Source organism: Natrinema gari JCM 14663, from assembly GCF_000337175.1.
In the GTDB taxonomy this organism is placed as follows: domain Archaea; phylum Halobacteriota; class Halobacteria; order Halobacteriales; family Natrialbaceae; genus Natrinema; species Natrinema gari.
Map to the genome: position 1 here is coordinate 18700 of NZ_AOIJ01000087.1, position 24369 is coordinate 43068.

Here is a 24369-nt window from a genome sequence, read left to right on the forward strand (position 1 = left end):
GGTACGACACTCGTGACTGACCGACATCGAGAGCGACCAACGTGGGCGGAACCTCGCGGCAGCGGTCAATTGTAATGGGGAGACAACAGCCCGAAAGCGGCCACAACAGACTCGGCGGCGGAGTGCCGGAGTTCGTTCCAGGACGGAACTCCGTCGACGCCGATGGTCCGACTGCATCCGGAGATGGACGCCCTGTAATGCCACTCAACTGGCCGAAACACGTCCGTACAGGTAACTGAGACAATGACTCCGCCGTAGCGGACAGAGACGCGGGTTGAAGGGAACGGCGAGGAGAGTGAGGTCGCGATCGCGTCCGTGTCCCGTCCGTGACGGACGACGGGAACGCTGACCTACAGGTACGAGGCGTCCCACCGCGTCGCTTTCCGCCGATTGCCACACTCGTTGCACTCGATCCGTCCCATCGCGTCCATCGCGTTGTCGATCGAATCACAGTTCCCGCAGAACCACGCGTACAGTTCGTGTCGGTCCGGGCTCTCGTAGGCCGCGTAAAACGGGGCGCGCGTCCCGCGGGTAGCCTCGCCGTAGCTCACGTAGAGCGTCCGGCCGTCGACCGTGACTTCGTCGATCGCACCCCACTCGCCGTCGTCCTCGAGATCGGACTCGATGTACACGTTTTCGGTGAACGTTTCGTCGCCGATCTCGACCTCGCGCTGGCCGGCCTGTTCGAAGCCGTGGCTCCGGTAGAACTCGTTGCCGCCCTCGTTGTCCTCGAGGACGAAACAGCGAATCTGATCCGCGCCCGTCTCGAGGAGTGCCTCGCGAGTGCGGACGAGCAGTCGCACGCCCGTAGCGTCGCCGCGGTGGTCGGGATGGATGTGCAACCAGAGGAGACGTCCCGTCTTCGACTGCTGGCCGACCAGTTCGCTCTGGGAGAACCCGACGACGTCGCCGTCGCGTTCGACGACCAGGAACAGCGAGCGGTCGTCTGCGAGTTCACCGGGAAACGAGTCGCCGTACCATTGCTCGATCGCGTCGTCGATGGTTGCTTCCTCGAGGAAGGCCGTGTACGTGGAACTGAGCGAATCACGGGCGATCGAGCGAATCGCATCGGCGTCCGAACGGGTCGCTTCACGGATATCCATGCGTGTCCATATCACACCGAGATACAAAACGTATGCCCACGGCCGCAAATTTTGATCGCCGGTGTTCGGGAGAACGCCGCGCTTCCCGCGAAAAGTCCCACCGACGACTCGAGGGAGAGCCGGACGCTCATCGGCGACGGTGAAGGGAGAAGATTCACGGTGGTGCCCCCGGAGAACGTCATATGAGCGACGACGCGGCGACCGAACCGCCCGACGGGGCAGCGGACTCCGAACCGATGGCCGAAGCGTTTACCTACAACGGCGGCCGGGTCGACCCCGGCGAGTCGGCGAACATCCGCTACGGCATCAGCGAAACGTATCTCGGGGACCCGGTTAGGATTCCAGTCACGGTCATCAACGGCGAGCATCCGGGTCCGACGGTCTTTCTCTCCGCGGCGGCACACGGTGACGAACTCAACGGGATCGAAGTCGTCCGTGAGGTGGCCCACGACTGGGACCACTCCGTACTCCACGGGACGTTAGTCTGTCTCCCGGTAATGAACGTGCCGGGCTTTCTCGCACAGGAGCGGTATCTGCCGATCTACGACCGCGATCTGAACCGGTCGTTTCCCGGTCGGGAGGGGTCGACCAGCGCCAGACGAATGGCCCACCGGATCTACACGAACTTCATCGAACCCTGTGACCTCGGGATCGACTTCCACACGTCGACGCGCGGCCGAACGAACATGCTCCACGTCCGCGCGAACATGGAGCAGTCGGGCGTCGACAGGCTCGCGAAGGCGTTCAGTTCCAACGTCATCATCGCGGGCGAAGGGCCGTCCGGGACGCTCCGCCGAGAGGCGACCGAAGACGGCATCCCGACGATCACCGTCGAAATGGGCGAGGCCCACCGGTTTCAGCGCCGCTTGATCGACCGCGCGCTCACCGGCGTCGCGAGCGTCCTTGCCGAATTCGGACTCCACCGCGAATCGTCGGTCCACTGGCCCGGCTGGCGGACCGTCATCGACGACGACAACGAGAAAACCTGGCTCCGCGCGGACGCCGGCGGCATCGTCGACATGAAACGCGGCCGCGGCGAGCTCGTCGAGGCTGGCGAAGCGATCTGTACTATCACCAACCCGTTCAAGGAAGAGGAAGACATCGTCACCGTCGAGGCACCGTTTACCGGCCTCATCGTCGGCGTCCTCGAGAACCCCGTCGTCTATCCGGGGAATCCCCTCTGTCACCTCGTCGGGCTCTCGCCGGACACGCTCACCGCCCTCGAGCGCGAGCGGACAACGGAGAGTTCGCGATCCGAACTCCGGCGGAACGACTGACGATCCCCGGCGGTGGATCGGGCGGTAACTGCCGCCCGAACGGATTCGGGACCCCGCCACGACGGAGGTCTCGATTCGTCTCCAGTGGACCGGCCCGAGGCTGCGAACGGAGCGATAAAAGTAACTTCTATACCCCCACGGTCAAAGGGTCCACATGAGCGCATGAGTCAGTCTTACAATCGCGGTCTCGTCGAGGACTTCGGTCGCTGGAAGGAGTTCTCGGCCGGCATGTGGGCGTGGATCTTCCACAAGTTCACCGGGTGGGTGTTAATCGGCTACTTGTTCACCCACATCGCCGTGCTGAGCACTTCTATCGATGGCGCACAGGGCAAAACGACGATGGTCGGCGGCGAGGAACTCAACGTGTACACTGCGACGCTGCAGGGACTCGAGGGGCTGTTCCTCATCCGACTGCTCGAGGTCGGCCTGCTCGCGGTCGCCGTTTTCCACATCCTGAACGGCCTGCGCCTGCTGATGGTCGATCTCGGCGTCGGGCTCGAGGCCCAGGACAAGAGTTTCTACGCCTCGCTGATCCTGACGGGCGCGATCACCGTCGCGAGCGTCCCGACCTTCCTGACGGGGGTGACCATCTAATGGCGGAACGATACTCCTCGTTTACCCCCGGCGGCACCGGCTGGTTCCTCCAGCGGATCACGGCGGCGTTTCTCGTCGTCGTTCTTGCCTTCCATTTCTTCCTCCTGCACTTCGTCAACCACGCGTACGAGGTAACCTTCATGGGGACCCAGACCCGAATGCAGAACGTCGGATACTTCCTGACGATGGTCCTGTTCCTGATCACCGCCGCGTTCCACGGCGTCAACGGCGTCTACAACGCCCTCGTCAATCAGGGACTCGAGGGGGGACGGAAGAAGGCCGTGCTGGCAGTACTGACCCTCGCCAGCGTCGCACTCGTCGCACAGGGTATCTACGTCGCGCTCGCGATGCGAGGAATGATCTAATATGAGTACACAACAAGCCGAACCCGAAAGCCAGGAGGCACCGGACGACCCGGCGATGAACGGGGCAGAGTCGCCGGCGGCCGACGAACAGACCGGCGGCGGTATGGTCGACGACCACGCCGAAAAACGAGCGGAACTCGAGGGGGAGACGGTCCACATCAAGGTGTTCCGGTATGATCCCGAGGTCGAAGGCAAGCAGGAACCCCGCTTCGACGACTTCCACGTCCCCTTTGAGAAGGGGATGACCGTTCTCGACGCGGTCATGTACGCCCGCGACGAGTACGATTCGTCGCTTACCTTCCGACACTCCTGTCGGCAGGCCGTCTGTGGCTCCGACGCCTTCTTCGTCAACGGCAAGCAGCGACTCGGGTGTAAGACCCAGATCTCCGACCTGGAGCAGCCGGTTCGCATCGAGCCGCTACCCCACCAGGAGGTCGTCAAGGACCTGGTCGTCGACATGGATCACTTCTACGACCAGATGCACACCGTCGAGCCGTACTTCCAGGACGAGGACACGCCCGCGACCGAGGACCTCGAGGAGCAGCGCCAGACCCCCGAGAACCGCGAGAAGATCAAGATGTCCTCGCGGTGTATCTGGTGTGGCGCGTGTATGTCTAGTTGTAACATCGCGGCCGGCGACAACGAGTATCTGGGCCCTGCGGCGATCAACAAGGCCTACAAGTTCGCGATGGACGACCGCGAGGACGAGCAGATCAAGGAGCATCGACTCCGCATTCTCGAGCAGGAACACGGCGTCTGGCGGTGTCAGACGCAGTTCTCCTGTACCGAGGTGTGTCCGAAGGACATTCCGCTCACCGAGCACATTCAGGAGCTCAAGCGGGAAGCAGTCAAGAAGAACCTGAAATTCTGGTAATCATGTACGAACACGACGTTATCGTGGTCGGCGCCGGCGGCGCCGGCCTCCGGGCCGCGATCGCAGCGCACGAAGCAGGAGCGGACGTGGCGATGGTCTCGAAGCTCCATCCCGTCCGCAGCCACACCGGCGCGGCGGAGGGTGGCATCAACGCCGCCCTCCAGGAGGGGGACGACTGGGAACTCCACGCCTACGACACGATGAAGGGGTCGGACTACCTCGGCGACGCGCCGGCGGTCGAGACCCTCGCCAAGAACTCCCCCAAGGAGACGATCAACCTGGAGCACTGGGGCATGCCGTTCTCCCGCGAGGAAGACGGTACCGTCTCCCAGCGACCGTTCGGCGGGCTCTCCTATCCCCGGACCACGTACGCCGGAGCCGAGACGGGGCATCATCTGCTCCATACGATGTACGAGCAGGTCGTCAAACGGGGCATCCAGGTCTACGACGAGTGGTACGTGATGAACCTCGCGACGACCGACGAGGCCGACCCCAACGACCGCGAGTGCCACGGCGTCGTCGCCTACGACGTTCAGTCCGGCAACATCGAGGGCTTCAAAGCGAACCAGGGCGTCGTCCTTGCGACCGGCGGCCCCGGCCAGGCCTTCGATCACACCACCAACGCCGTCTCCTGTACGGGCGACGGACACGCGATGGCCTATCGCGCCGGCGCACCGCTCGAGGACATGGAGTTCATTCAGTTCCACCCCACGTCGCTGCCGTCGACGGGCGTCCTCATCAGTGAGGGTGTCCGCGGCGAGGGCGGTATCCTCTACAACAGCGAGGGCGAGCGGTTCATGTTCGAACACGGCTACGCGAACAACTCCGGCGAACTCGCGAGCCGCGACGTCGTCGCCCGCGCCGAACTCACCGAAGTCGGCGAGGGCCGCGGCGTCGAAGACGAGTACGTCCATCTGGACATGCGCCACCTCGGCGAGGAACGCATCATGGACCGCCTCGAGAACATCCTCCACCTCGCGGAGGACTTCGAGGGCGTCGACGGGCTCGTCGAGCCCATGCCGGTCAAGCCCGGCCAGCACTACGCGATGGGCGGCATCGAGGTCGACGAGAACGGCCAGACCTGCGTCAACGGCCTCTACGCGGCCGGCGAGTGTGCCTGCGTCTCCGTCCACGGCGGCAACCGGCTCGGCGGGAACGCCCTGCCGGAGCTGATCGTCTTCGGCAAGCGCGCCGGTCGCCACGCCGCCGGCGAGGATCTGGGCGACCCCGAGATCCGGACCGGCTACGGCGACGACGTCGAGGACGAGACCGAGACCGACCTGCCCGTCACACCGGGCGACGCGGGAGTCGATACGTCCGGCGGGGTCGCCGCGGATGGCGGCGTCACGGCCGATGCCGAAGGGGTCCTCGAGCGTACCGTCGAGACCGCTCGCCAGCGCGTCGACCGCCTCATGGACAAGGAAGACGGCGTCCAGCACGCCGAAATCCGCGCGAAGCTCCAGAAGGCGATGACCGACTACGTCAACGTCTTCCGGACCGAGGAGGGCGTCAAGAAGGCGCTGCGGCTCATCCGCGAGTGCCGCCAGGAGTATCAGGACGTCTACGTCGACGACCCGTCGCGGACGTTCAACACTGACCTCCAGCAGACCATCGAGACGCGCAACCTGATCGACGTCGCCGAAACGATCGCGCTCGGCGCGCTCGTCCGCGACGAGTTCCGCGGCGCACACTGGCGCAAGGAACACCAAGAGCGCAAGGACGAGGAATGGCTCAAACACACGCTCATCTCGTGGGACGACGGCGAGCCCTCGATCTTCTACCGACCGGTCATTCTCGAGGGCGAGAACAAGACCTACGAGCCGAAAGAGCGCAGCTACTGACGCCGCAGGCCGGCCGTTCGGCCGGTTCCGCCCTGCTACACCAGCAAAGCTAAACGTCACGCCACGCTATCGTGGCCCGAGATGTTATTGTCGGGAACGGTCGTTGCTGACGCCGAAACCGTGATTCACGACGGTGCCGTCGTCGTCGAAGACGACCTGATCGTCGCCGTCGGAGACCGGTCGACGTGTCTCGAAGAGTACCCCGATCACGACCGTGACTCGTACGACGTGCTCGCACCGGGCACCGTCGGCGCACACGTCCACTCCGTCCAGAGCCTCGGGCGCGGCATCGCTGACGACACCGAGTTGCTCGAGTGGCTTTACGACTACGTACTGCCGATGGAGGCGTCGCTGTCACCGGCTGCGATGCGAACTGCCGCCGAACTCGGCTACCTCGAGATGATCAAGAGCGGGACCACGACCTGTATCGATCATCTCTCCGTCGATCACGCAGCACAGGCGTTCGAGGCGGCTCAGGAACTCGGCATTCGCGGCCGCCTCGGAAAGGTCATGATGGACAAGGAAGCGCCGCCGGGGCTGCTCGAGGACACCGACGAGGCGCTCGCGGAGAGCGAGCGGCTCATTCGCCGGTACCACGGCCTCGATGACGGCCGCATCCGGTACGCCGTGACGCCGCGGTTCGCCGTGAGTTGCACCGAGGCCTGTCTGCGCGGGGCTCGGCACCTCGCCGACGACTACGACGACGTGATGATCCACACGCACGCGAGCGAGAACCGTGGGGAAATCGAGACCGTCGAGGACGAAACCGGCCGCCGGAACATTCAGTGGCTCGACGAGGTCGGGTTGACCGGCGAGGACGTCGTGCTCGCACACTGTGTCTGGACCGACGAGTCCGAACGCGAACTGCTCGCGGACACCGGAACGAACGTTACCTATTGTCCCTCTTCGAATATGAAACTCGCCAGTGGCGTCGCACCGGTACTCGACTATCTAGATCGGGGGATCAACGTCGCGCTGGGCAACGACGGGCCGCCGTGTAACAACACGCTCGATCCGTTCACGGAGATGCGACAGGCGAGCCTCCTCCAGAAGGTCGATCGACTCGAGCCCCAAGCGCTGCCGGCGCGAACAGTGTTCGAGATGGCGACGATCAACGGCGCACGGGCAGCGGGATTCGACCGCGTCGGGAAACTGCGCGAGGGCTGGAGCGCCGACATCATCGGCCTCGAGACGGCGGTCACCCGTGCGACGCCGATACACGACGTCCTCTCACATCTGACGTTTGCCGCACACGGCGACGACGTACAGTTCACGATGGTCGACGGAACCGCGTTGATGCGCGATGGCGAGGTATTCGTCGCGGACGCCGCGGCAATCAGATCACGAGCCCGCGAATTCGCTGCCGAACTGGATGCCACCTGCTGACGAGACCCGATTCGACGATCGACGTGTGGTGACGGATAGTTCTCGTCGCCGGTGCGCACGCCGGTCGCCGCCCGTCCGATTTCGGCTCCCGGATCGATACCGACGATCCTCAAACCCCCGATAGCGCCGACAATACCGGAATTCGACTGTTGGAGAGGGTGGAACGACGACGCTGGTTGTTCCGATCAGTTCTCGAGTGGCACCCAGTTGGTGCAGGCCTCCCACGCGGCGCAGCCCCTGTCGTCGCGGTCCACTCGAGTCGCGTTTCCGCCGGACGGAACCGGTGTCGGGCACCCGATTTCGACAGATGACGATGCACAATTTTAATATCGTCGAACCATCGAACCAGTAATATGACTCAGAGCGGAAAGTCACGATCGACGGTATCGATTCCCGACGACATCGAGTCCGCACAGGCGAAACTCGTCTACCTCTACGTCTCCGTGTGGCCGACTGCGACGCCAGGGGATATCTGTACGGCGCTCGCACTCAACAAGGGAACCGTCCTCTCGATCGCCGGAACGCTTCGGGATCGCGGCTACCTCGAGCGGCGGGACGGCGGGTACGAACTCGCCTGAGGGTGCATCCGGGTCGTCGTCCGCCGAGGGATGTCCCACTGCGTACCTGCGTTCCAGCGTCCTGACGGCGGGCAAAGGCGAGGGCACCTAGAGTTCGATTCGCTCGACTAACTGCTCGCGGTTTTCGTTCGTGTTGAGCGCGACGATCCGAATCTGGTCTTCGAGTCCGGAGTCCTTGAGTTTGGCCTTGAGCAGGTTGTCGACCTGGTAGACGCCCGCGGCGTTGGTCATCTCGATCTCGACCATGACAGGGGTGGTGCTGCCCCCCTGGAGCGAGACGCGACTGATGGCCTGGCTCGAGAGGGTGTTGATCCCCCGGCCACCGGACTCGTAGGGGATTCGGGAGCGGCCCCGTTCCATGTCGAGCGCGTCGGCGACGCGGATAACGCCGGCTTCAGTCGTCAAGGGCGTCTCGGCGGTGTGATGACAGAGGATCGCATGGAGGGTCTCGCCTTTCATCCGGACGGTGTCAGCGGCGTCGTAGAACTCGGGGAGTATCCGCTCGAGAATGTCCGCCGCCAGCGGAATCGAGTAGTAGGCGTGGCTGTCGCGGTGGACGACGTGGCCGACGTCGTGGAGTGTCGCCGCGAGCGCGATGATGACCGATTCGTCCGCCTCGTCGAGCCCCTGCTGGCGTGCCCCGTTGAAGTCGACATCACCGGCCTTGAGGAGGTCGTACAGACACAGCGCACGGTTGCGAACGATCTCGATGTGTTTCGTTCCGTGATCGTTGTACCGCATCCGGTCGACCGCGTTGACGTTCTGTGCCTCGAGATAGGCCGTGATCTCCGCGTCGTCTTCGATGTACTCGAGGACGGCGTTTAGTTTCTCGTCGGGGAAGTTGTGGTCGTCGTCGGGAACGTAGACGCGGCTGGAGTCCTCGTCGGCGGCAGAATCGCTCATACCGGAACCGTGGGTTGCGGACTAAAAAAGCCCTGCGACGGTCGTCTCGGCGGTTTCGAGGCGAGTTAGGAGAGGTCCTCGACTGCGGCCTCGACCTCGTCGTAGTCGGGTTCGACGCCGGGATCGTCGCTGACCCAGGAATAGGCGACATCGCCGTCGCCGTCGATGACGAACACCGAACGCTTGGCGACGCCGTGGACGCCCAGGTCGGTGAAGTCCATCGAGAGCCCGTAGTCGTCGACGATGTCCTTGTTGTAGTCGCTGATGAGGCCGAACTCGAGGTCGTTCTGTTCGCGGAACTCGTTTAGCGTAAACGGCGAGTCGCGGCTGACCCCGTAGACGGCGGCGTCGAGGTCGTTGAACGCGGCGAGTCGGTCCTGGAACGTACACATTTCGGTCGTACAGACACCGGTAAAGGCGCCGGGGAAGAACGCGAGGACGACCGGTGCCTCGTCCGCGAGGCGCTCGGACAGCGTAAACTCCTCGATGTCGCCGTTTGCGAGCGGTGCGGTGAAGTCTGGTGCGGCATCTCCGGTTGCTACCATCGTCTCGGTATTGCGTGTAACGCCGAAAGACAGTTTCGTTATTGGAAGCGACGGAGCCGAACGCGCATCGGTGATGGCTCCCTCGAGACGGCCGTCGGCGACGACCGCGCGGGCGCGAGATACGCCAGTCGGCGGGGTAAAATCAGGGGTTGCCGCCGGATAGCAAACAGTTCGCCGTCCATCTTGACGAATTTCCTCCGCAAACGGACTGTCGCGGCCGCTTGCTTACCTTAGTGGTCCAAAAAGGTTATAATTGCCAGCGGATAAGCCACGTATAGAGATGGTAGCCGAAACCGCACCGCTGTTCATCCCCGGCGGAATGGGGCCTCCCGAGCTCGCGATCATTCTCATCATCGCGATTTTGCTCTTCGGGGCCAACAAGATCCCAAAACTGGCACGCTCGACCGGCGAGGCCATGGGTGAGTTCCAGAAGGGGCGCGAGAAAGTCGAATCGGAACTCGAGGAAATGCGCGACGGAAGCGGCAACGTCAGCGAGAGTAACCGCGAGAACGACGAGGAGTTCGTCGACACGGAACCCGTCACCACCGAAGAGGAGACGAGCACCGAGACCGGAACCGAAACCGGAACTGAAACGGAAACCAACTAAGTTCTTTTTGCGGCGGGGCGTGTGGCCTAGCGGACAGGGCAGGAGGTTCCTAACCTTCTGATCGTGGGTTCGAATCCCGCCACGCCCGTTCTGCGAGGAGCGGACGCGACGAGCGAACGGGTCCGAAGTTCGAACCCTGCAAGTCGCAGCGCCAAGCGAAGCGAGGCGACCGTCTTGCTCCAGTTCGAATCCCGCCACGCCCGTTCTGGTTCGAACGAACGTGAGGAGCGAGCGGGCCCGGAGCTCGAATGAGAGAACGGCGAGCGACGCGAGGCGTTCGCGTGGTTCGAATCCCGCCACGCCCGTGCAACGAGCCACGCCAACCGTCAACGTCCGCGAGGTGAGCCCCGTTCGGGACCGGCCGTCCGTCGTAACTCCACGGCTGTTTCGGGAACCGGTGAGGCGGACCCAGACCGGAACGATTCGGACCGTGACCGACATCGCTGCCCCGAGCCGATCGTGCCACTCGAGAGTAATCGGCAAGCGACGAAAAGCGGCGCAGCGAACGGCCCGTCAGTGGTCCGCGCTTCGTTCCCGGTTCGGATCGCCAAAGCGGGTCAGCGGCTCGAGTTCCTCCTCGGGGACGTCCTCGAAGGCGGCGCGGGCGATGACGCGGCGGTGGACCTCGTCGGCACCGTCGACGATGCGGAACTGGCGGACGGATTCGTAGAAGTCCGACAGGGGGAGGTCCTTCCCGATGCCGTTAGCACCGCAACACTGTATCGCGAGGTCGATGGCGTCCTGGGTGATGTTGGCGGTGAAGACCTTACACATCGAGACGGGGACGCGCGCCTCGTCGCCGGCGGCGATCCGGTCGGCGGCGTCGCGGATGCCGGTTCGGGCCATGTGGAGTTGCGTCTCGGCGTCGGCGATCCGGTGGCGTAGCGACTGCTTGTCCGACAGCGTCGAGTCGAAGCCGCGTCGGTCGCTGATGTAGGCCTTCGCGATGTCCAGCGACCGTTGGGCCATTCCGGAGTAGCGCATACAGTGGGTGAGCCGGGCGGGGCCGAGCCGTTCCTGTGCGTGGGTGAAGCCATCGTTCAGTTCGCCCAGCAGGTGTTCCTCGGGAACGCGGACGTTCTTATAGCGGATCTCGGCGTGGGACACGCCGAGATTACCACCGCCCATGTGTGGGATGTCGCGGATGACTTCGACGCCGTCGGCGTCGGCGGGCACGAGAAAGAGCGAACAGGCCTCGTAGGGGTGGGCCTCGGGATCGGTTCGGGCGAGGACGATCAGGACATCGGCCTCGACGCCCTGTGTCGTCCACCACTTGTGGCCGTCAATGACCCATTCATCGCCATCTTTCTCGGCGGTCGTCCGGATCATTTTCGGGTCCGAGCCCGCGCCCTGCATCGGCTCGGTCATCGAGAAGCCGGACTTGATCTCACCGGCAACCAGCGGCTCGAGATAGGTCTCTTTCTGCAACTCGTCACCCGCTAACTCGAGCAGGTGCATGTTCCCCTCGTCGGGGGCGTCGACGCGCATGGCGACCTGTCCGAGGAGACTGCGGCCGGCTTCCTCGAACGCGGGGAGCGAATCGCGGAAGCTCAATCCCATGCCCCCGTACTCGTCCGGGATCTGTGGGGCGTAGACGCCGTATTCGCGGGCCGCCTCGCGAAGGTCCGTGATGGTCCCGCTCGAGACGGCCATCCCCCCGGCTCGCTCGCGCTCGATCGGCAGGACGACCTCTTCCATCAAGTCGGCGGCACGGTCGGCGACCTCGCGGGCCTGGTCACTGTCATTGTAGCGCATAGTGGGGCTACTCCCGAGCGACGGCTAAGCGTTCGGAGAACGCCCATGCAGTCGCAACTATCCCCGTAATTTTTGATGGTGAACAAACACGACCGAACCTGATCGGTGCAGGACGGCGTCTCGATCGGTGGAGAGCGGAGGGTCAATAGCGGTCGGAATTGGACCTATCGTGCCGTCCATCCTCCGTCGGCCGCGAGGACGGAGCCGGTCACGTAGCTCGCGGCGTCGCTCGCGAGGAAAACGACGGGGCCGGCGATCTCCTCGGGGTCGGCGAACCGCTCGAGCGGGGTCCGGTCGATGATGGACCGACACAGCCGCTCGTCGTCCTCGAGGTCCGCGGTGAGTGCCGTCGAGACGTAGCCCGGCGCGACGGCGTTGACTCTGACCGCAGGTGCCCAGTCCAGCGACATGCTCTTCGTGAGGCCGACGAGTCCGTGCTTCGAGGCGACGTAGGGGTGTTGCCGCGGCAGGCCAACCAACCCGCCCACGCTCGCGACGTTGATGACCGACCCGCCGTCGCTCTCGAGGAGGTGGTCGGCGGCAGCGTGGGTGACTTCGTACGCGCCGTTTAAATTGACGTCGAGCACCTGGTCGAGACTTTCGGTTTCGACCGTCTCCGGTCGGCCGAGCGCGTCGTCAGGGTTGAAACCAGCGTTGTTGACGACGATATCGATGCCGCCGAACTCGTCGGTGGCGCTGTCGATGACGTCACTGACCGCGTCGCCGTCGGTCACGTCCGCGGGGACGGCGATCGCATCACCGCCGTCGTCTTCGATATCGGCGGCGACGGATTCGATTTCGGCCCTCGAGCGGGCGCTCGGAACGACTGCAGCCCCCGCGTTTGCCAGTTCCATCGCGATCGCGCGACCGATCCCGCGACCCCCGCCCGTTACCACTGCGACCCGCCCGTCGAGATCGAAGAGTTCACTCATCGCTCCCCCGTTTCGTCGGTACGGATGTCAAGCTTTGCGCGCACTTCTCCTGCAATTTCGTGTCAACTTTAAATTAATAACTCCCTTACGGGTAGACAAATCGATCGAAAACGAGCGGGCGCTGAGTTATCAGAAATGGTAATCGGCGGATGAATTTTTTGAGGGGTGAACGTCAGGGTGGATGCAATGGCTATTGACGAGGCCGACCAATCGGATGCTGGGGACTTTTCTGAGGGGGAGGCATCCGACCCTGCGTCGGAAGGCGAGCGGTCTCACGAAGCTGACCTGACGTCGAATTCGGCGGTCAGAGTTGGTACGTACACCTGGGAAGAGTTCATGAACGAGTACGGGTACGGCGACGAAGTGGCCGACCTGTACCCCGACGACGGGACCGAGACGGACCAGCTCGGACTCGATACTGGCGACGATGTCGGCTCGAGCCCGAGCGGGGACGACTGGGACCGAGTGACGTTCGATCCGGAATCGTACCTCGGGTATCATCCCGACGACCTCGAAGAGCAGGTCCTGCCGACCGCCGGCGACAGCGCTGCCACGCTCCGGTCGATCGTCGACGAGTACCTCGATCCGGAGACGACGCCGGTCGTCAAGGACATCTGGACCTGGGAACACTACAAGCGGGAGTACGGTCACGACGACGCATCGCCGCTGGACAAATCCGACGCGCTCGGCTTCGATCCCGAGACGTTAGAGGGGCGTCTCGCTGCCGCTAACGACGTTTCCCTGGAACTCGACGACGTCGTGGAAGAACGCACCGTCAACGTTCAGGAAGACCTCGACGAGGACGAGTTCTTCTCGACGGCTGGGGGGAACACGACCGTTTCCAACCGCTACGATCTCGAGAAGGCGGTCCCCTTCGAAAAGAAGTCCCACTTCCGGGAGGTCGAGCGCTACTGGGTGAACAAGCCCTACGCCTACGTCGTCATCTTCCACTCGGAGAAGGAAAACGAGAAGAAGTACTACATGATCGAGCCCTACCAGAACGAGATCGAGGCGGAACTCAAGGAGTTCCTCTCTGGGAAGCTCAGGAAGGCGATCAAGTACTCCGAGGACGGCATCAAGGAGAAGGCGACGGAGGGCGGTCGCCGAACGGTAATCGAAGACGAAACCAGACGGTTGCTGAAACGGTACGACCTCTTCGAAGCGACGTCCGGCAGCACGTCGGAAGGCGTCGTCGAGACGATTCGGGGCCTGCTCGACGATGACGAAGCGACCGTAGTCGAGGCCGAGGACACCGGGCCGAGCCAACTCGGCGGGATCGAGGCCCGACCCGAACCGGCCATCCTCGCGGACGATCCGGACACGCTGAGCGAGTATCAGGTCGAAAAGCTCCTGTACCTGCTGACGCGGGACTTCATCGGCTACGAGCGCATCGACGGGATCAAACACGACATCAACGTCGAAGACATCTCCGTCGACGGTTACAACTCGCCGGTCTTCGTCTATCACTCCGAGTACGAACAGATCATCTCGAACATCTACCACGGCGAGGACGAACTGGACGACTTCGTCGTCAAACTCGCCCAGCGGTCGGGCAAAGGGATCAGCAAACGGCTCCCGCAGGTCGACGCGACGTTGCCCGACGGCTCGCGTGCCCAGCTCACCCTCGGTAAAGAGGTCTCCGATCACGGGACTAACTACACCATCCGTCAGTTCAAGGACGTCCCGTTCACCCCGATCGACCTCATCAACTGGAACACGTTCTCGCTCGACGAGATGGCGTTCCTCTGGCTCGCCATCGAGAACCACAAGAGCCTGATCTTCGCTGGCGGTACCGCATCCGGGAAGACGACATCACTGAACGCCGTCTCGCTGTTTATCCCCTCGAGCGCGAAGATCGTCTCCATCGAGGACACCCGCGAGGTCGAACTGCCACAGCGAAACTGGATCGCCAGCGTCACCCGTCCCTCGTTCTCCGACGACGAACAGGGTGACGTCGACGAGTTCGACCTGCTCGAGGCCGCACTGCGCCAGCGCCCCGACTACATCGTGATGGGTGAGATCCGTGGTGAGGAGGGGCGAACGCTCTTCCAGGTCATGTCGACGGGTCACACCACGTACACGACCTTCCACGCCGACTCCGTCGACGAGGTGCTCAAGCGGTTCACGACGGACCCGATCAACGTCTCGAAGACGATGTTCACCGCGCTGGACCTGGTGTCGATCCAGACCCAGACCCGCGTCCAGGGGCGGAAGGTCCGCCGGAACAAGTCCCTGACCGAGATCAACCACTACGAGGCCGAACACGACGAGATCAACGTTCAGGACGTTTACCAGTGGCAGGCCGAGACCGACGAGTTCCTCAAAATGGGGGACTCGAACACCTTAGAGACGATTCAGTTCGACCGCGGGTGGAGTCGGGAGAAACTCGAGGACGAACTGTTCAAGCGGGAGGTCATCCTCGCGTACCTCATCAAAAACGGACTGAACACGTACGCGCAAGTCGCCGCGACCGTACAGGCGTTTATCAACGATCCGGAAACGATCCTCACACTCATCGCGAACGGCCAACTCGAGGACAGTCTCGAGGACCTCCGGGAGATGGAGAGCGTCCTGATCGACGTCGATCCGGAGAAAGAGGAACTCGTTCCGCGACCCGACGCGACCAGCGAGACGTACAACCTTTCGACGGACATCTTGGAACGGGCCGAGGAGTCGCTGTTCGAGGAGTTCCGCGGTGAAGTTCCCAGCGGGCTCGCGAGTTCGCTCGGGGATGTCGAAGCCGAGAGCACGATCGAGGTCGACCGCGCCGACAGCGACGAGTTCGAGTTCGGCGGCGAGATCGACGAGACAGTCGACGAGGACGAGTGGGAACTCGGCGACAGTTCGACCGCGTTCGCCATCGACGGCGACGACGGCGTCGGTGACGAGCCGGCGTGGCTGAGCGACGAGGCCGGGGCCGGCGTCGCTGCCGACGCCGATGCCGAAACGGCACTGGGGGAAGCCGACGAAAGCGCATCTGCCGGTGAACCGCCCGCAGCAAGTAGTACACCGGCGGAGACGACGGCCCAAGCCTCCTCGTCGAACGCGGCGGACGAGGCACCCGGCTCGAGCGACGGGACGGGATCGGCGGCGAGTGACTCGACGGTACTGCCGTCCGACGATGCCGATGACAGCGATCTGGGTGGCCTGTTCGACGATATGGGAGAGACGATCGACGGACTCGACGATTCGCAATCGGGACAGACGGCTGGCGGCCCCGAATCGACGGCGAGCGATCCCACGGAGGCCGCAGGCATCGATTCGATGTTCCCGGACGGCGATCTCGATTCCATCTTCGATCCCGACTCCGAGGACCGCACGTCGACAGCTGCTTCCGGAGATCAATCCGAAGCCGAGACGGATACGGCCTCGGATGACGACCCGGAGCCACCCACGATCGACCTCGGAACCGGGTCGACCGACTCGGATGCGGCGAGTTCCGATTCGCCTGCGGCGGATACGGCCTCGGATAACGAGCCGGAACCACCGACGATCGATCTCGGTACTGAGGCGACGGATTCGGAGACGGCGGGTTCCGACACGCCTGCGGCGGATCCGGCCGCTGACGACGAGCCGGAACCACCGACGATCGCCCTCGATGACGGGGCGACGGATTCGGATGGCACTGAATCGAATTCGCCTGCGGCGGATGCAACGGAGCCGGATGGTTCACCTGCCGGTCGTCGGGACGACGGAACCGGCGATACGGACACAGGAAGCGACGCCCAGTCGGCGACATCCGAAGCCGAGAGCACTGACCCACCGACGATCGATATCGACGACGGAGGGGGCGACCCGTCGGCCGAGGACGCCGCCGATGACGAGCCGGTCGCCGGACGCGAACCGACGGCAGGCGAGCCGAAACCGGACTCGGGCGACGAAGCCGGCGATGATTCGATATTCGACGACGATTCGGAGTCGGTCTTCACCGACGATGAGACCGAGACGGTCGACGATGACGGGTCACTGTTCGACGCCGACGGAAGCGACGACGAGTCGATTTTCAAAGGCGACGATGACGGGGACGCGGCGGACGGAAACGACGGCATCTTCGACGCCGACGGAAGCGACGAGGAGACCGACTCATGAGCCTCCAAACGAAGGACAGCGGCGGGTCGGGCATGTCGGGAAGCTCCGACGTACTCGGTGATCGGTTCTACCCGCTCTACGATCGGCTGTTCGGGGACGACAGCGAGTTCGTCGCCGACGTCGAGACGAAACTCGCGCAGGCCCGAATGACGGATACGGTTGAGCTCTACCTCTCGCGAGCGCTCGGGATCGGATTCATCAGCGGTCTCACCCTCTGGCTGATCGGGTTGATGCTCGGCTACGGCATCTTCGCCATCGGGCTCCTCTCGAACGAGACGCTCATTGGCATTCCGGTCGGTAACGGGCTCCTCCTCGAGATCATCGAGATGCTTCGCGTGCCGGCCGTCATCTTCTTTACCGGGCTGATACTCGGCACGATCGGCTTCGGGATCGGCTTCGGCTCGATGGTCGCGATCCCCTACTCGCGTGCGTCCTCACGCAAGCGCGAGATCAACATGCTCCTGACCGACTCGGTTTCGTTTATGTATGCCCTGTCGGTCGGTGGGCTGAACCAACTCGAGATCATCGAGGCGATGGCCCAAGCCGACGACACCTACGGCGAGGTCGCAAAGGAGTTCCAGAGCATCGTCAAAGAGACCGAATACTTCGACATCGACTACCGAACGGCCATCCGGAAACAGGCACTGGAGACACCGAGTGACGATCTCGCGCAGTTCCTGACCGACATGCTCTCGATCGTCAACAGCGGCGGTGACATGCAGAGCTTCCTCGAGGACAAGAAAGAAAAGCACATGCGCACCGCAAAGCAGGAACAGGAACTCACCCTCGAGACGCTCGAGTTGTTCGGGGAGATGTACATGACGCTGTCGCTGTTTCCGCTGCTCCTGATCATCATCATGGTCATCATGCAGATGATTCCGGGCGCGGGCGTCTCGAATCAGATGCTCTACATGACCGTGTACGGTTTGATTCCGATGATCGGCGTCGCCTTCATCGTTCTCGTTTCGACGGTCAAACACGACGAGCCCGGCGACGGCTTCCTCACGATGGAGAACACGGACCAACGGACCGAAACCGGCCAGGACGACGGACTGTTGGGCCTCGGACTCGTCGAACAGTTCACCGGCGATCACAGCGTTTTCGATCGAATCAAGAACCGCGAGGGAACCTACGAGACGATAGAGGTCCTGCGGAAACCACATCACTTCTTCAGAGACAATCCGCTGATCACCCTTGCGTTGACCGTCCCGATGGCACTCGTCGTCGTCGTGACGGCCGTGGTAAACGGAGCGACACCGATGTCGTGGGAGGAACTCCTCGAGAAACCGATCTGGGGGACGGTCATCTACCTCTACATCCCGCTGTACATCATCGCCCTGCCGCTGGCGATTTTCCGCGAGTGGAACTTCCGCCACCGGACCGCCGTCGTCAACAAACTCTCCGAGGACCTCCGGAAACTCTCGAGTTCGAACGATACCGGGCTCACGCTGCTCGAGTCGTTCAAGGCCGTCTCCGACACGACGAGTGGCAAGTTGGCCCGCGAGTTCGAGATCGTTCACACGAAGGTCAACTACGGGACGAGCATGAAGGAAGCGCTCATCGAGTTCAACAACAAGTACCACATTCCGCGTCTCGCCCGAACGATGCGCCTGATCACCGAAGCGCAGGAGGCGTCAAACGAGATTTCGGACGTTCTCCGTACAGCCGCAACGGCAAGCGAAAATCACGACGATATCCAGCGCGAACGCAAATCCCGGACCCGGATGCAGATCGTGATCATCATCATGACGTTTATGACGGTGCTCGCGGTGATCGCCATTCTCAAGACCCAGTTCATCGACACGATGGCGGGTCTCGAAAGCAGCGGTGGTGGCAGTAGCGGAGCCCCCGGCGGTGCCGGCGGTGCAATGCAGGGTGCGAACCTCAGCGAGAACATCAACGTCGACATGCTGTCGGTGTTGTTCTTCCACGCAGTGACCCTGCAGGCAATCATCTCCGGATTTATCTGTGGCTATATGCGGGATGCCAGTATCTTGAGCGGACTGAAATACGCGGTCGGACTGTCCGCGATCGCACTCATCGGCTGGACATTGGTGGCCTGATATGAGCGAACAACGTCCATGTGAACGAACACGGGACCGACAACGACGACCCCGTACGATCTCGATCTCCCTCGCGGATCGGGGCCAGACCACGCAGGATTTCGCCGTCGGGATCGGCGTGTTCCTGCTTGCGATCGCCTTCGTCTTCTCGTTTCTCCCGTCGCTTATCACCCCGTACGAGTCGTCGAACGGTGCGAAGACGGCACAGGCAGACCGGATCGCGGACCGGATCGTCGACGATCTCGGAACGGGATCGGGTAACGAGATCGACTTTACGGAGTATGCCGGAGAGGAGAATCTGACCCAGCAGCTCGGACTCCGTGCGAGCAACGATCAGGATCACGTTTACGACAGTCTGAACGTCACGTTACAATATGTGAACAATAGCACGACGCTCAAACACCCCGAGACAACCGCTGGGGAACCGTATAGCAACCAGTCGGCAGCCAGTTCGGCACGGATCGTAACGCTCGAGGGCGACGTCGACGAGTGTGATCCCGCCTGTCGACTCGTCGTGAGGGTCTGGTGATAGCATGGCCGGCCCCGATATTCCATCCGGCGGCGATCGCGGACAAGCCTACACGCTCGAGGGGTTCATCGGCGCGATGGTCGTGCTGATGGCGACCCTGTTCGCACTGCAGTCGGTCGTGATCATGCCGTCGACCGGCGGCATCGACCGCGCCGACCAGGCACAGAGACAACAGGAAGCACTGGACGCACTGGTCGTCGCGGCAGAAGACGGAAACCTCTCGGAGACGATCCGTCGCTGGGACGGTGAGGGAGGATTCGAAGGTGCCGACGGACAGTTGGCACAGAGCGGGGACTACCGACGGTACCATCCCGATACCTTCGCCAACAAATCGACGCTCGGGAGCATATTGGACGATCGATTCAACGAGCGTGGCGGTGGATACAACGTCGAAATCCATCCGAAAGGGAGCGAGAACAAAACGCTGGTCTACCAGTCCGGGCCCCCGCCGTCGAGCATCACGGCCAGTTATACCGTAACGCTGTACGACGATCAGTACGTGACTCCGGACCGGGACCGAACGCTGAGCGATCTCAACGAGAGCGAGTCGGCGATCTCGGAGTTGGACAACAGACCGGATAACCCGGTCTACAACGTCGTCGAAGTCCGGGTGGTCGCATGGTAACCGTCTCCGACCGACATCGCGATCGCGGGCAGTTGCTCCTCGTCGGCGCGATTACCCTCGCGTTCATCATTCTGGGAGCCGTCGTCGTCTACAACGGTGTGCTCGCCACCGAAACCGTCTCCTCCGGCCCGACCGGACGGACCGGCCCCGATGCCAAAGTGACGAACGAGGAACTCGAGAACGGACTCAGGGGTGTCGCCCATCGAGGGAACATTCGTTGGGGCAGTGACTATGATGATACTCTCGAGAGGGTCATTACTACGGAGTACGCGGAGTCGTATCTGAACACGACGGCGAGTAGCCGCCCGACAGCCACGCGGATCGAGTCTGTCGATGTCGTCATGGTGGCAAAGGTTGCAACGAACTCCATCGAAAGCAGATCTATCGACTTGATGAACAACGAGTCCGCGACCAACACGACGCGACGCGTCGGTCACTTCGCCCTCGAGTTCGATCCGGACAAGAGTGAGGGTGACATAACTGTCCGGTCCGTTAACAGCAACGGCAACCTGAATGAGGTTACGATCGAAGAGACCGGCAGTGGCTATATGATGCAATCCGGGAAGTGTTACAAAAATAAACCCATGCCACAACCCTCTCGGATAGACTTCGTTCGCGGAACGATCAGGGGACAGGAGTGCGGACTCGAATTGATCGACCCGGACGAGTCATACGACGAAGTCGAACTGTCCCTGGGAGATGAAGATGGAGCCAACGGCTCGTACGAACTCGTCGTCAAAGGAGACCAGGAAATAGACGGGAACGGGATCGATACTATTGACGGCGCGTGGGACATCGCGGCGGACGTCACGTATACCTCGACCGAGGTTTCGTACACGCGGTTACAGCGAATTCCTCTCTACGGTGAAGGGAGTCAAAATCCCTTCGGGCGAGTTCCGGACGGGTTCTGTGATAATCTCAATCTTACTGGCGGTTCGACGACAATTGATGATGGTAAGATAACTGAGTGTGATATCAAAAAGGCCGATGGAAGCGGCTTTACCGTCGATATTGCTGATGAAAGTATTCTCGTTGGGGAAGTGAAAATCGATGGAGATCTAGATATAACCGATGAAAGCGCACTCTATGGTCGTGTAACTCAGGCACAAAATATCGATATTGACGAGGGACAACTCATCGGAGATATCAACAATACAGAAGAGCTAACTATGGACAATGGTGCGAAAATAAGTGGAGATATATCTACTGATAAGAGTATTTCTATGGGAACAAACAGTGTCGTTCGCGGAGACATATACGCGAAAGATGATGTATATATTGATGGTGGCAGCGTCGTCTACGGTGACGTGACTGCTGACGGAACTGTCACTGTCAGCGATGGAACCGTCCACGGAGAGATCAACGATTGAGCATCAGAAACACCAATCACATGAAACGACCACTTGAAATAACCTGTCCATATGTTCGAGACACTATAGTCGAATCCGAACTGATCCATCCCTCTGAAAAGAACCCGATCGAAGTCACACATCAAATTACATCAGGATATAATCAATTCGAGTGTATCACTCTCCGCCGATCGGAGGTGTCGGTCGATGCGTGACCGGTTCCATCAGGCCGATCGCGGCGTTTCGATCACGGTCACGCACGCGCTGACCATCGCTATCACGACGGTACTCATCACGATGCTCCTGATGGCCGGCGGCACGCTCCTCGAGAACCAAAAGGAAACCAGCGCGCGGCTGTCACTCGAGACGGTCGGCGAGCGCCTGAGCGACGAACTGTCGAACGTCGACCGGGCGGCGATCGGGACGAACGACACGGTGACCGCCACTGCCGATCATCCGCGAACAGTTGCAGGCTCGTCGTACACGGTCGAATTGCTCCCCGCGAGCGAGTGTGGGGACGGACGGTTTCTCGACGGGTCGACCGAGTGTCTGAAGTTGACGGCGACAGACGCCGACACCGTCGTCTACGTTCCGGTCAAGATCGACGCGGAAATCGACGACGACTCGAAGACAGTGGCAGGCGGCACGATCGAAATCCGCCATCGCTCGGATACTGGCGATCCGACTACCAGTGAGATATCGATCCACGGAGGGACACGATGAGACGCAACCGAATCGGCGAGACGAGCGCTGGACATCCTGGCCCCGATCGTGCAGTCTCCGATGTCCTCGCGTTCGCCCTCGTATTCGCGATCATCATCGGCTCCGTCATGTTGCTGTCGATGACCGGCTTCCAAGCGATGACCGATTACAGCGACGGCGAGCAGCTACGGAACTCCGAACGAGCGATGGAAGCGCTCACGGAGAACTTCAACGACGTGCTGCGATACGACGGGATCGACAAGCGACGCGGCGAATTATCCCTTCGAGAAGGGACGTTCTCGAGCGACTCCGACGGGACAGAACTCGACATCAGTGTTGGTACCGATTCCGCCGATGCCAGTCCCGTGACGCTCGGCGAGTTCGCGTATACGACCGGGTCCGATAGGATCGTGTACGAGGGTGGCGGCGTCGTTCGGTCCGCCGAAAACGGCGGTAGCGTCGTTCTCAAGCGGCCACAGCTGGCGTGTGACGAGGGGAACGAATCGGTTCTTATTACGCTTCCCTCGGTCCAGGCCAACAACGGGTCGATACAGAGTAGCGGCACGCTCGAGGTCACGATGAACGAAACGGACCGCAAGACACAGATCGAAAGCGGTGTCGATGAAGTAACGGTAACGGCGGATACGGACTACGACACCGCCTGGAACGCGACGTTCGAACGGTCCGGCTGGGAACGCGATACAGCCAGTCCGACCCCCAAAGCGACCTGTGGTGAAAGCACGGGCAGTGACCTCCGCGTCGTCATAACGGTCGTCGACGCCAACGTCAAGTACTGACCTCGCCGTTATTTCTCCGAGATGTCGTCGGCGCTCTCGTCGCCACTGACCGTCACTACACACCCGACCCGGACGGCTGGCCGATCGGTGTCGGAATCGTTTCAGGCGGTCCGATCGTCCCAGTCCCCCGTGAGCATCGCCCGCAATCCCGCTCGAGCGGCGAGCGCCTCGACGCGTGCGGCGCGTTCGTCCGGCTCACCCCCGGTCGCGAGATAGAGACCGTTCGAGAGCTGTGTCGGGGCGGTCATCGGCGAGCCGTCGGCGTGAATGGGAGCGGCGTTCAGAACCGTGCCGTCGGCGTCGTCGGGGCTCCACGGGACGTCGATACCGGAGAGGCCGCGCTCGAACAGGTACTCGGCGGCCTCCACGAGTGCTCCCTCCGCCGTCGAGTGGCCGATCGCGCCGATCGAACCGCGATCGTTGAAGAATCGGACGACGTATTCGCCGCCGTCGGTACCGGTGTCGCCGGCAGCGGTCGAGCCGTCCGATCCGCCGTTGGAAGTCGACTTCGACCGGTCGTCCGATTCGGTCTCCACTGCGTCGTTCACACCGGTTTCGCGGGCAGTGTCGGCGTTCGAGCCCGTAGTGCTCCCGCGTTCGGTTCGAGTCGCGTCCGTTCCCGGGTCGGTGGCGTCGCTGCCAGAGTCGGCGGTCGATCCGGATCGAGAGTCGGCTCCGCAGGTGTCCTTCGTCTCCTCGTCTCCAGCAACCGCCGATTCGCTGAATCGAATCGAGACGTCGGTCCGGGTCTCTCTCGATCCTGTCCTGTCGTCGGCGAACGCGACGACGAGCTGGTCGAGGAATCGGTCGACCGCGGCATCGAATTCGTCGGCGTAGGCATCGCCCTGCACGGCGGCCGTCGTCAGTTGCTCGACGATCGAGTCGACGACACGGGGCCGCTCGAGTGCGAGTCGCCGGGCGACGTGGTTCCGCGAGTGGTGCGTGAGTCTGCGAGCGAGGGCTGCCCTCGAGTAGTCATCCACTGTCGACTCCGCGTCGGCGAGTTCGGAGAGAGTAAGAGCATGGTACTCGATATCAGACGCGCCCGCAAGCAGGAGGTACTCGCGGCCGTTCGTATAAATCGCGCGGTCAATACCCGTCCAGCTCATCGCCCCCCGCAGCGCGGTGGCACGTGACTCCTCGAGGGACGTATCGTAGGCCTCGACGGCAACGAGCAGCGCGGGCACCGAATCGACCATCGGCACGTATTCGACTCGCGTCCCGTCGACAGTCCGGTCGGTCACACACGAGTCGCCACGACAGTCCCAGCCAAGGGCCTCGAGGAAAGGCTCGACGAGCCACGTGCGGGTTTCACCGCGAGATGCCGGCGGAGAAGAGTCGATCAGCGCCGCAGTGCGGACGACGAACGGTCGAAGGTCGAGCGAAGGCATTCGTCGGGAGTATTCGGCGAACCGTCATGTAACGAGTGGTTGTTCTCCGACCTGTGAACCACAG

General features: G+C 62.4%; 21 protein-coding genes and 1 tRNA gene. 16 read left to right on the forward strand and 6 right to left on the reverse strand.

What is annotated here, in order from left to right:
- Positions 1 to 350: 350 nt before the first annotated feature.
- Entirely contained in the window at positions 351 to 1103 is a 753-nt protein-coding gene (locus C486_RS19300; protein ID WP_008459261.1) for a GNAT family N-acetyltransferase, read from the reverse strand.
- A 182-nt stretch (positions 1104 to 1285) separates the two neighbouring features.
- On the opposite strand from C486_RS19300, the gene C486_RS19305 reads away from it, so the two are divergent.
- From C486_RS19305 to C486_RS19335, 7 genes are all read left to right on the forward strand, one after another.
- Positions 1286 to 2380, forward strand: a complete 1095-nt coding sequence (locus tag C486_RS19305; protein ID WP_008459263.1) for a succinylglutamate desuccinylase/aspartoacylase family protein — start codon at positions 1286 to 1288, stop codon at positions 2378 to 2380.
- A gap of 162 nt (positions 2381 to 2542) precedes the next feature.
- Entirely contained in the window at positions 2543 to 2974 is a 432-nt protein-coding gene (sdhC, locus tag C486_RS19310; RefSeq protein WP_008459266.1) for a succinate dehydrogenase, cytochrome b556 subunit, read from the forward strand.
- Positions 2974 to 3339, forward strand: a complete 366-nt coding sequence (locus tag C486_RS19315) for a succinate dehydrogenase hydrophobic membrane anchor subunit (RefSeq protein ID WP_008459268.1) — start codon at positions 2974 to 2976, stop codon at positions 3337 to 3339. The genes sdhC and C486_RS19315 overlap by 1 nt, the downstream gene beginning before the upstream one ends.
- A gap of 1 nt (position 3340) precedes the next feature.
- Entirely contained in the window at positions 3341 to 4213 is an 873-nt protein-coding gene (locus C486_RS19320) for a succinate dehydrogenase/fumarate reductase iron-sulfur subunit (protein WP_008459270.1), read from the forward strand.
- A 2-nt stretch (positions 4214 to 4215) separates the two neighbouring features.
- A complete protein-coding gene (locus C486_RS19325) occupies positions 4216 to 6054 on the forward strand; it encodes an FAD-binding protein (RefSeq protein ID WP_008459272.1) in 1839 nt (612 codons plus the stop codon).
- Between the two features lie 81 nt (positions 6055 to 6135).
- Positions 6136 to 7440 carry a 5'-deoxyadenosine deaminase gene (locus tag C486_RS19330; protein ID WP_008459274.1) on the forward strand — a complete coding sequence of 435 codons (1305 nt, stop codon included), beginning with the start codon at positions 6136 to 6138 and terminating at the stop codon, positions 7438 to 7440.
- 353 nt (positions 7441 to 7793) lie between these two features.
- Complete coding sequence (locus C486_RS19335; RefSeq protein WP_008459276.1) at positions 7794 to 8018, forward strand: helix-turn-helix domain-containing protein; 225 nt, start codon at positions 7794 to 7796, stop codon at positions 8016 to 8018.
- An 87-nt stretch (positions 8019 to 8105) separates the two neighbouring features.
- On the opposite strand, the gene C486_RS19340 is transcribed toward C486_RS19335, so the two are convergent.
- Together C486_RS19340 and C486_RS19345 are read right to left on the reverse strand one after the other, a co-directional pair.
- On the reverse strand, positions 8106 to 8921 hold the full coding sequence (locus C486_RS19340; protein ID WP_008459278.1) for an HD domain-containing protein: 816 nt from the start codon (positions 8919 to 8921) through the stop codon (positions 8106 to 8108).
- A gap of 65 nt (positions 8922 to 8986) precedes the next feature.
- Positions 8987 to 9466, reverse strand: coding sequence for a redoxin domain-containing protein (locus C486_RS19345; RefSeq protein WP_008459280.1), 480 nt, complete (start codon positions 9464 to 9466; stop codon positions 8987 to 8989).
- Positions 9467 to 9746: 280 nt separating this feature from the next.
- Here C486_RS19345 and tatA point away from each other — a divergent pair, with 280 nt between their 5' ends.
- Both tatA and C486_RS19355 read left to right on the forward strand, forming a co-directional pair.
- On the forward strand, positions 9747 to 10073 hold the full coding sequence (tatA, locus tag C486_RS19350; RefSeq protein ID WP_008459281.1) for a twin-arginine translocase TatA/TatE family subunit: 327 nt from the start codon (positions 9747 to 9749) through the stop codon (positions 10071 to 10073).
- A 15-nt stretch (positions 10074 to 10088) separates the two neighbouring features.
- Positions 10089 to 10161: transfer RNA gene (locus tag C486_RS19355), tRNA-Arg, on the forward strand.
- Positions 10162 to 10586: 425 nt separating this feature from the next.
- Here the strand turns inward: C486_RS19355 and C486_RS19360 are convergent.
- Positions 10587 to 11828, reverse strand: a complete 1242-nt coding sequence (locus tag C486_RS19360; protein WP_008459284.1) for an acyl-CoA dehydrogenase family protein — start codon at positions 11826 to 11828, stop codon at positions 10587 to 10589.
- 164 nt (positions 11829 to 11992) lie between these two features.
- Positions 11993 to 12760: an SDR family NAD(P)-dependent oxidoreductase gene (locus tag C486_RS19365; RefSeq protein ID WP_008459286.1), complete on the reverse strand. Its 768-nt coding sequence runs from the start codon at positions 12758 to 12760 to the stop codon at positions 11993 to 11995.
- 186 nt (positions 12761 to 12946) lie between these two features.
- On the opposite strand from C486_RS19365, the gene C486_RS19370 reads away from it, so the two are divergent.
- From C486_RS19370 to C486_RS19400, 7 genes are all read left to right on the forward strand, one after another.
- Positions 12947 to 16849 (forward strand): ATPase, T2SS/T4P/T4SS family, encoded by a 3903-nt coding sequence (locus C486_RS19370; protein ID WP_008459288.1) that lies wholly within the window; start codon positions 12947 to 12949, stop codon positions 16847 to 16849.
- On the forward strand, positions 16846 to 18912 hold the full coding sequence (locus tag C486_RS19375) for a type II secretion system F family protein (RefSeq protein ID WP_008459290.1): 2067 nt from the start codon (positions 16846 to 16848) through the stop codon (positions 18910 to 18912). Before C486_RS19370 ends, C486_RS19375 begins: the two co-directional genes overlap by 4 nt.
- A 1-nt stretch (position 18913) precedes the next feature.
- The gene (locus tag C486_RS19380; RefSeq protein ID WP_008459292.1) at positions 18914 to 19441 is read left to right on the forward strand and encodes a DUF7287 family protein; all 528 of its coding nucleotides are present in this window, start codon (positions 18914 to 18916) and stop codon (positions 19439 to 19441) included.
- Between the two features lie 4 nt (positions 19442 to 19445).
- Positions 19446 to 20066: a DUF7288 family protein gene (locus C486_RS19385; RefSeq protein ID WP_008459293.1), complete on the forward strand. Its 621-nt coding sequence runs from the start codon at positions 19446 to 19448 to the stop codon at positions 20064 to 20066.
- Positions 20060 to 21436 carry a bactofilin family protein gene (locus C486_RS19390; protein ID WP_008459296.1) on the forward strand — a complete coding sequence of 459 codons (1377 nt, stop codon included), beginning with the start codon at positions 20060 to 20062 and terminating at the stop codon, positions 21434 to 21436. The genes C486_RS19385 and C486_RS19390 overlap by 7 nt, the downstream gene beginning before the upstream one ends.
- Positions 21437 to 21622: 186 nt before the next feature.
- Positions 21623 to 22138 (forward strand): DUF7266 family protein, encoded by a 516-nt coding sequence (locus tag C486_RS19395; protein WP_008459298.1) that lies wholly within the window; start codon positions 21623 to 21625, stop codon positions 22136 to 22138.
- Positions 22135 to 22914 carry a DUF7289 family protein gene (locus tag C486_RS19400; protein ID WP_008459299.1) on the forward strand — a complete coding sequence of 260 codons (780 nt, stop codon included), beginning with the start codon at positions 22135 to 22137 and terminating at the stop codon, positions 22912 to 22914. The genes C486_RS19395 and C486_RS19400 overlap by 4 nt, the downstream gene beginning before the upstream one ends.
- Positions 22915 to 23015: 101 nt before the next feature.
- Here C486_RS19400 and C486_RS19405 read toward each other — a convergent pair whose 3' ends face one another.
- Positions 23016 to 24305 carry a hypothetical protein gene (locus tag C486_RS19405; RefSeq protein WP_008459301.1) on the reverse strand — a complete coding sequence of 430 codons (1290 nt, stop codon included), beginning with the start codon at positions 24303 to 24305 and terminating at the stop codon, positions 23016 to 23018.
- Between the last annotated feature and the right edge of the window lie 64 nt (positions 24306 to 24369).

Coding starts and splice junctions, on each gene's coding strand:
- C486_RS19300 (WP_008459261.1), bottom strand. CDS start 1,103: ATGGATATCCGTGAAGCGACCCGTTCGGACGCCGATGCGATTCGCTCG.
- C486_RS19305 (WP_008459263.1), top strand. CDS start 1,286: ATGAGCGACGACGCGGCGACCGAACCGCCCGACGGGGCAGCGGACTCC.
- sdhC (WP_008459266.1), top strand. CDS start 2,543: ATGAGTCAGTCTTACAATCGCGGTCTCGTCGAGGACTTCGGTCGCTGG.
- C486_RS19315 (WP_008459268.1), top strand. CDS start 2,974: ATGGCGGAACGATACTCCTCGTTTACCCCCGGCGGCACCGGCTGGTTC.
- C486_RS19320 (WP_008459270.1), top strand. CDS start 3,341: ATGAGTACACAACAAGCCGAACCCGAAAGCCAGGAGGCACCGGACGAC.
- C486_RS19325 (WP_008459272.1), top strand. CDS start 4,216: ATGTACGAACACGACGTTATCGTGGTCGGCGCCGGCGGCGCCGGCCTC.
- C486_RS19330 (WP_008459274.1), top strand. CDS start 6,136: ATGTTATTGTCGGGAACGGTCGTTGCTGACGCCGAAACCGTGATTCAC.
- C486_RS19335 (WP_008459276.1), top strand. CDS start 7,794: ATGACTCAGAGCGGAAAGTCACGATCGACGGTATCGATTCCCGACGAC.
- C486_RS19340 (WP_008459278.1), bottom strand. CDS start 8,921: ATGAGCGATTCTGCCGCCGACGAGGACTCCAGCCGCGTCTACGTTCCC.
- C486_RS19345 (WP_008459280.1), bottom strand. CDS start 9,466: ATGGTAGCAACCGGAGATGCCGCACCAGACTTCACCGCACCGCTCGCA.
- tatA (WP_008459281.1), top strand. CDS start 9,747: ATGGTAGCCGAAACCGCACCGCTGTTCATCCCCGGCGGAATGGGGCCT.
- C486_RS19360 (WP_008459284.1), bottom strand. CDS start 11,828: ATGCGCTACAATGACAGTGACCAGGCCCGCGAGGTCGCCGACCGTGCC.
- C486_RS19365 (WP_008459286.1), bottom strand. CDS start 12,760: ATGAGTGAACTCTTCGATCTCGACGGGCGGGTCGCAGTGGTAACGGGC.
- C486_RS19370 (WP_008459288.1), top strand. CDS start 12,947: ATGGCTATTGACGAGGCCGACCAATCGGATGCTGGGGACTTTTCTGAG.
- C486_RS19375 (WP_008459290.1), top strand. CDS start 16,846: ATGAGCCTCCAAACGAAGGACAGCGGCGGGTCGGGCATGTCGGGAAGC.
- C486_RS19380 (WP_008459292.1), top strand. CDS start 18,914: ATGAGCGAACAACGTCCATGTGAACGAACACGGGACCGACAACGACGA.
- C486_RS19385 (WP_008459293.1), top strand. CDS start 19,446: ATGGCCGGCCCCGATATTCCATCCGGCGGCGATCGCGGACAAGCCTAC.
- C486_RS19390 (WP_008459296.1), top strand. CDS start 20,060: ATGGTAACCGTCTCCGACCGACATCGCGATCGCGGGCAGTTGCTCCTC.
- C486_RS19395 (WP_008459298.1), top strand. CDS start 21,623: ATGCGTGACCGGTTCCATCAGGCCGATCGCGGCGTTTCGATCACGGTC.
- C486_RS19400 (WP_008459299.1), top strand. CDS start 22,135: ATGAGACGCAACCGAATCGGCGAGACGAGCGCTGGACATCCTGGCCCC.
- C486_RS19405 (WP_008459301.1), bottom strand. CDS start 24,305: ATGCCTTCGCTCGACCTTCGACCGTTCGTCGTCCGCACTGCGGCGCTG.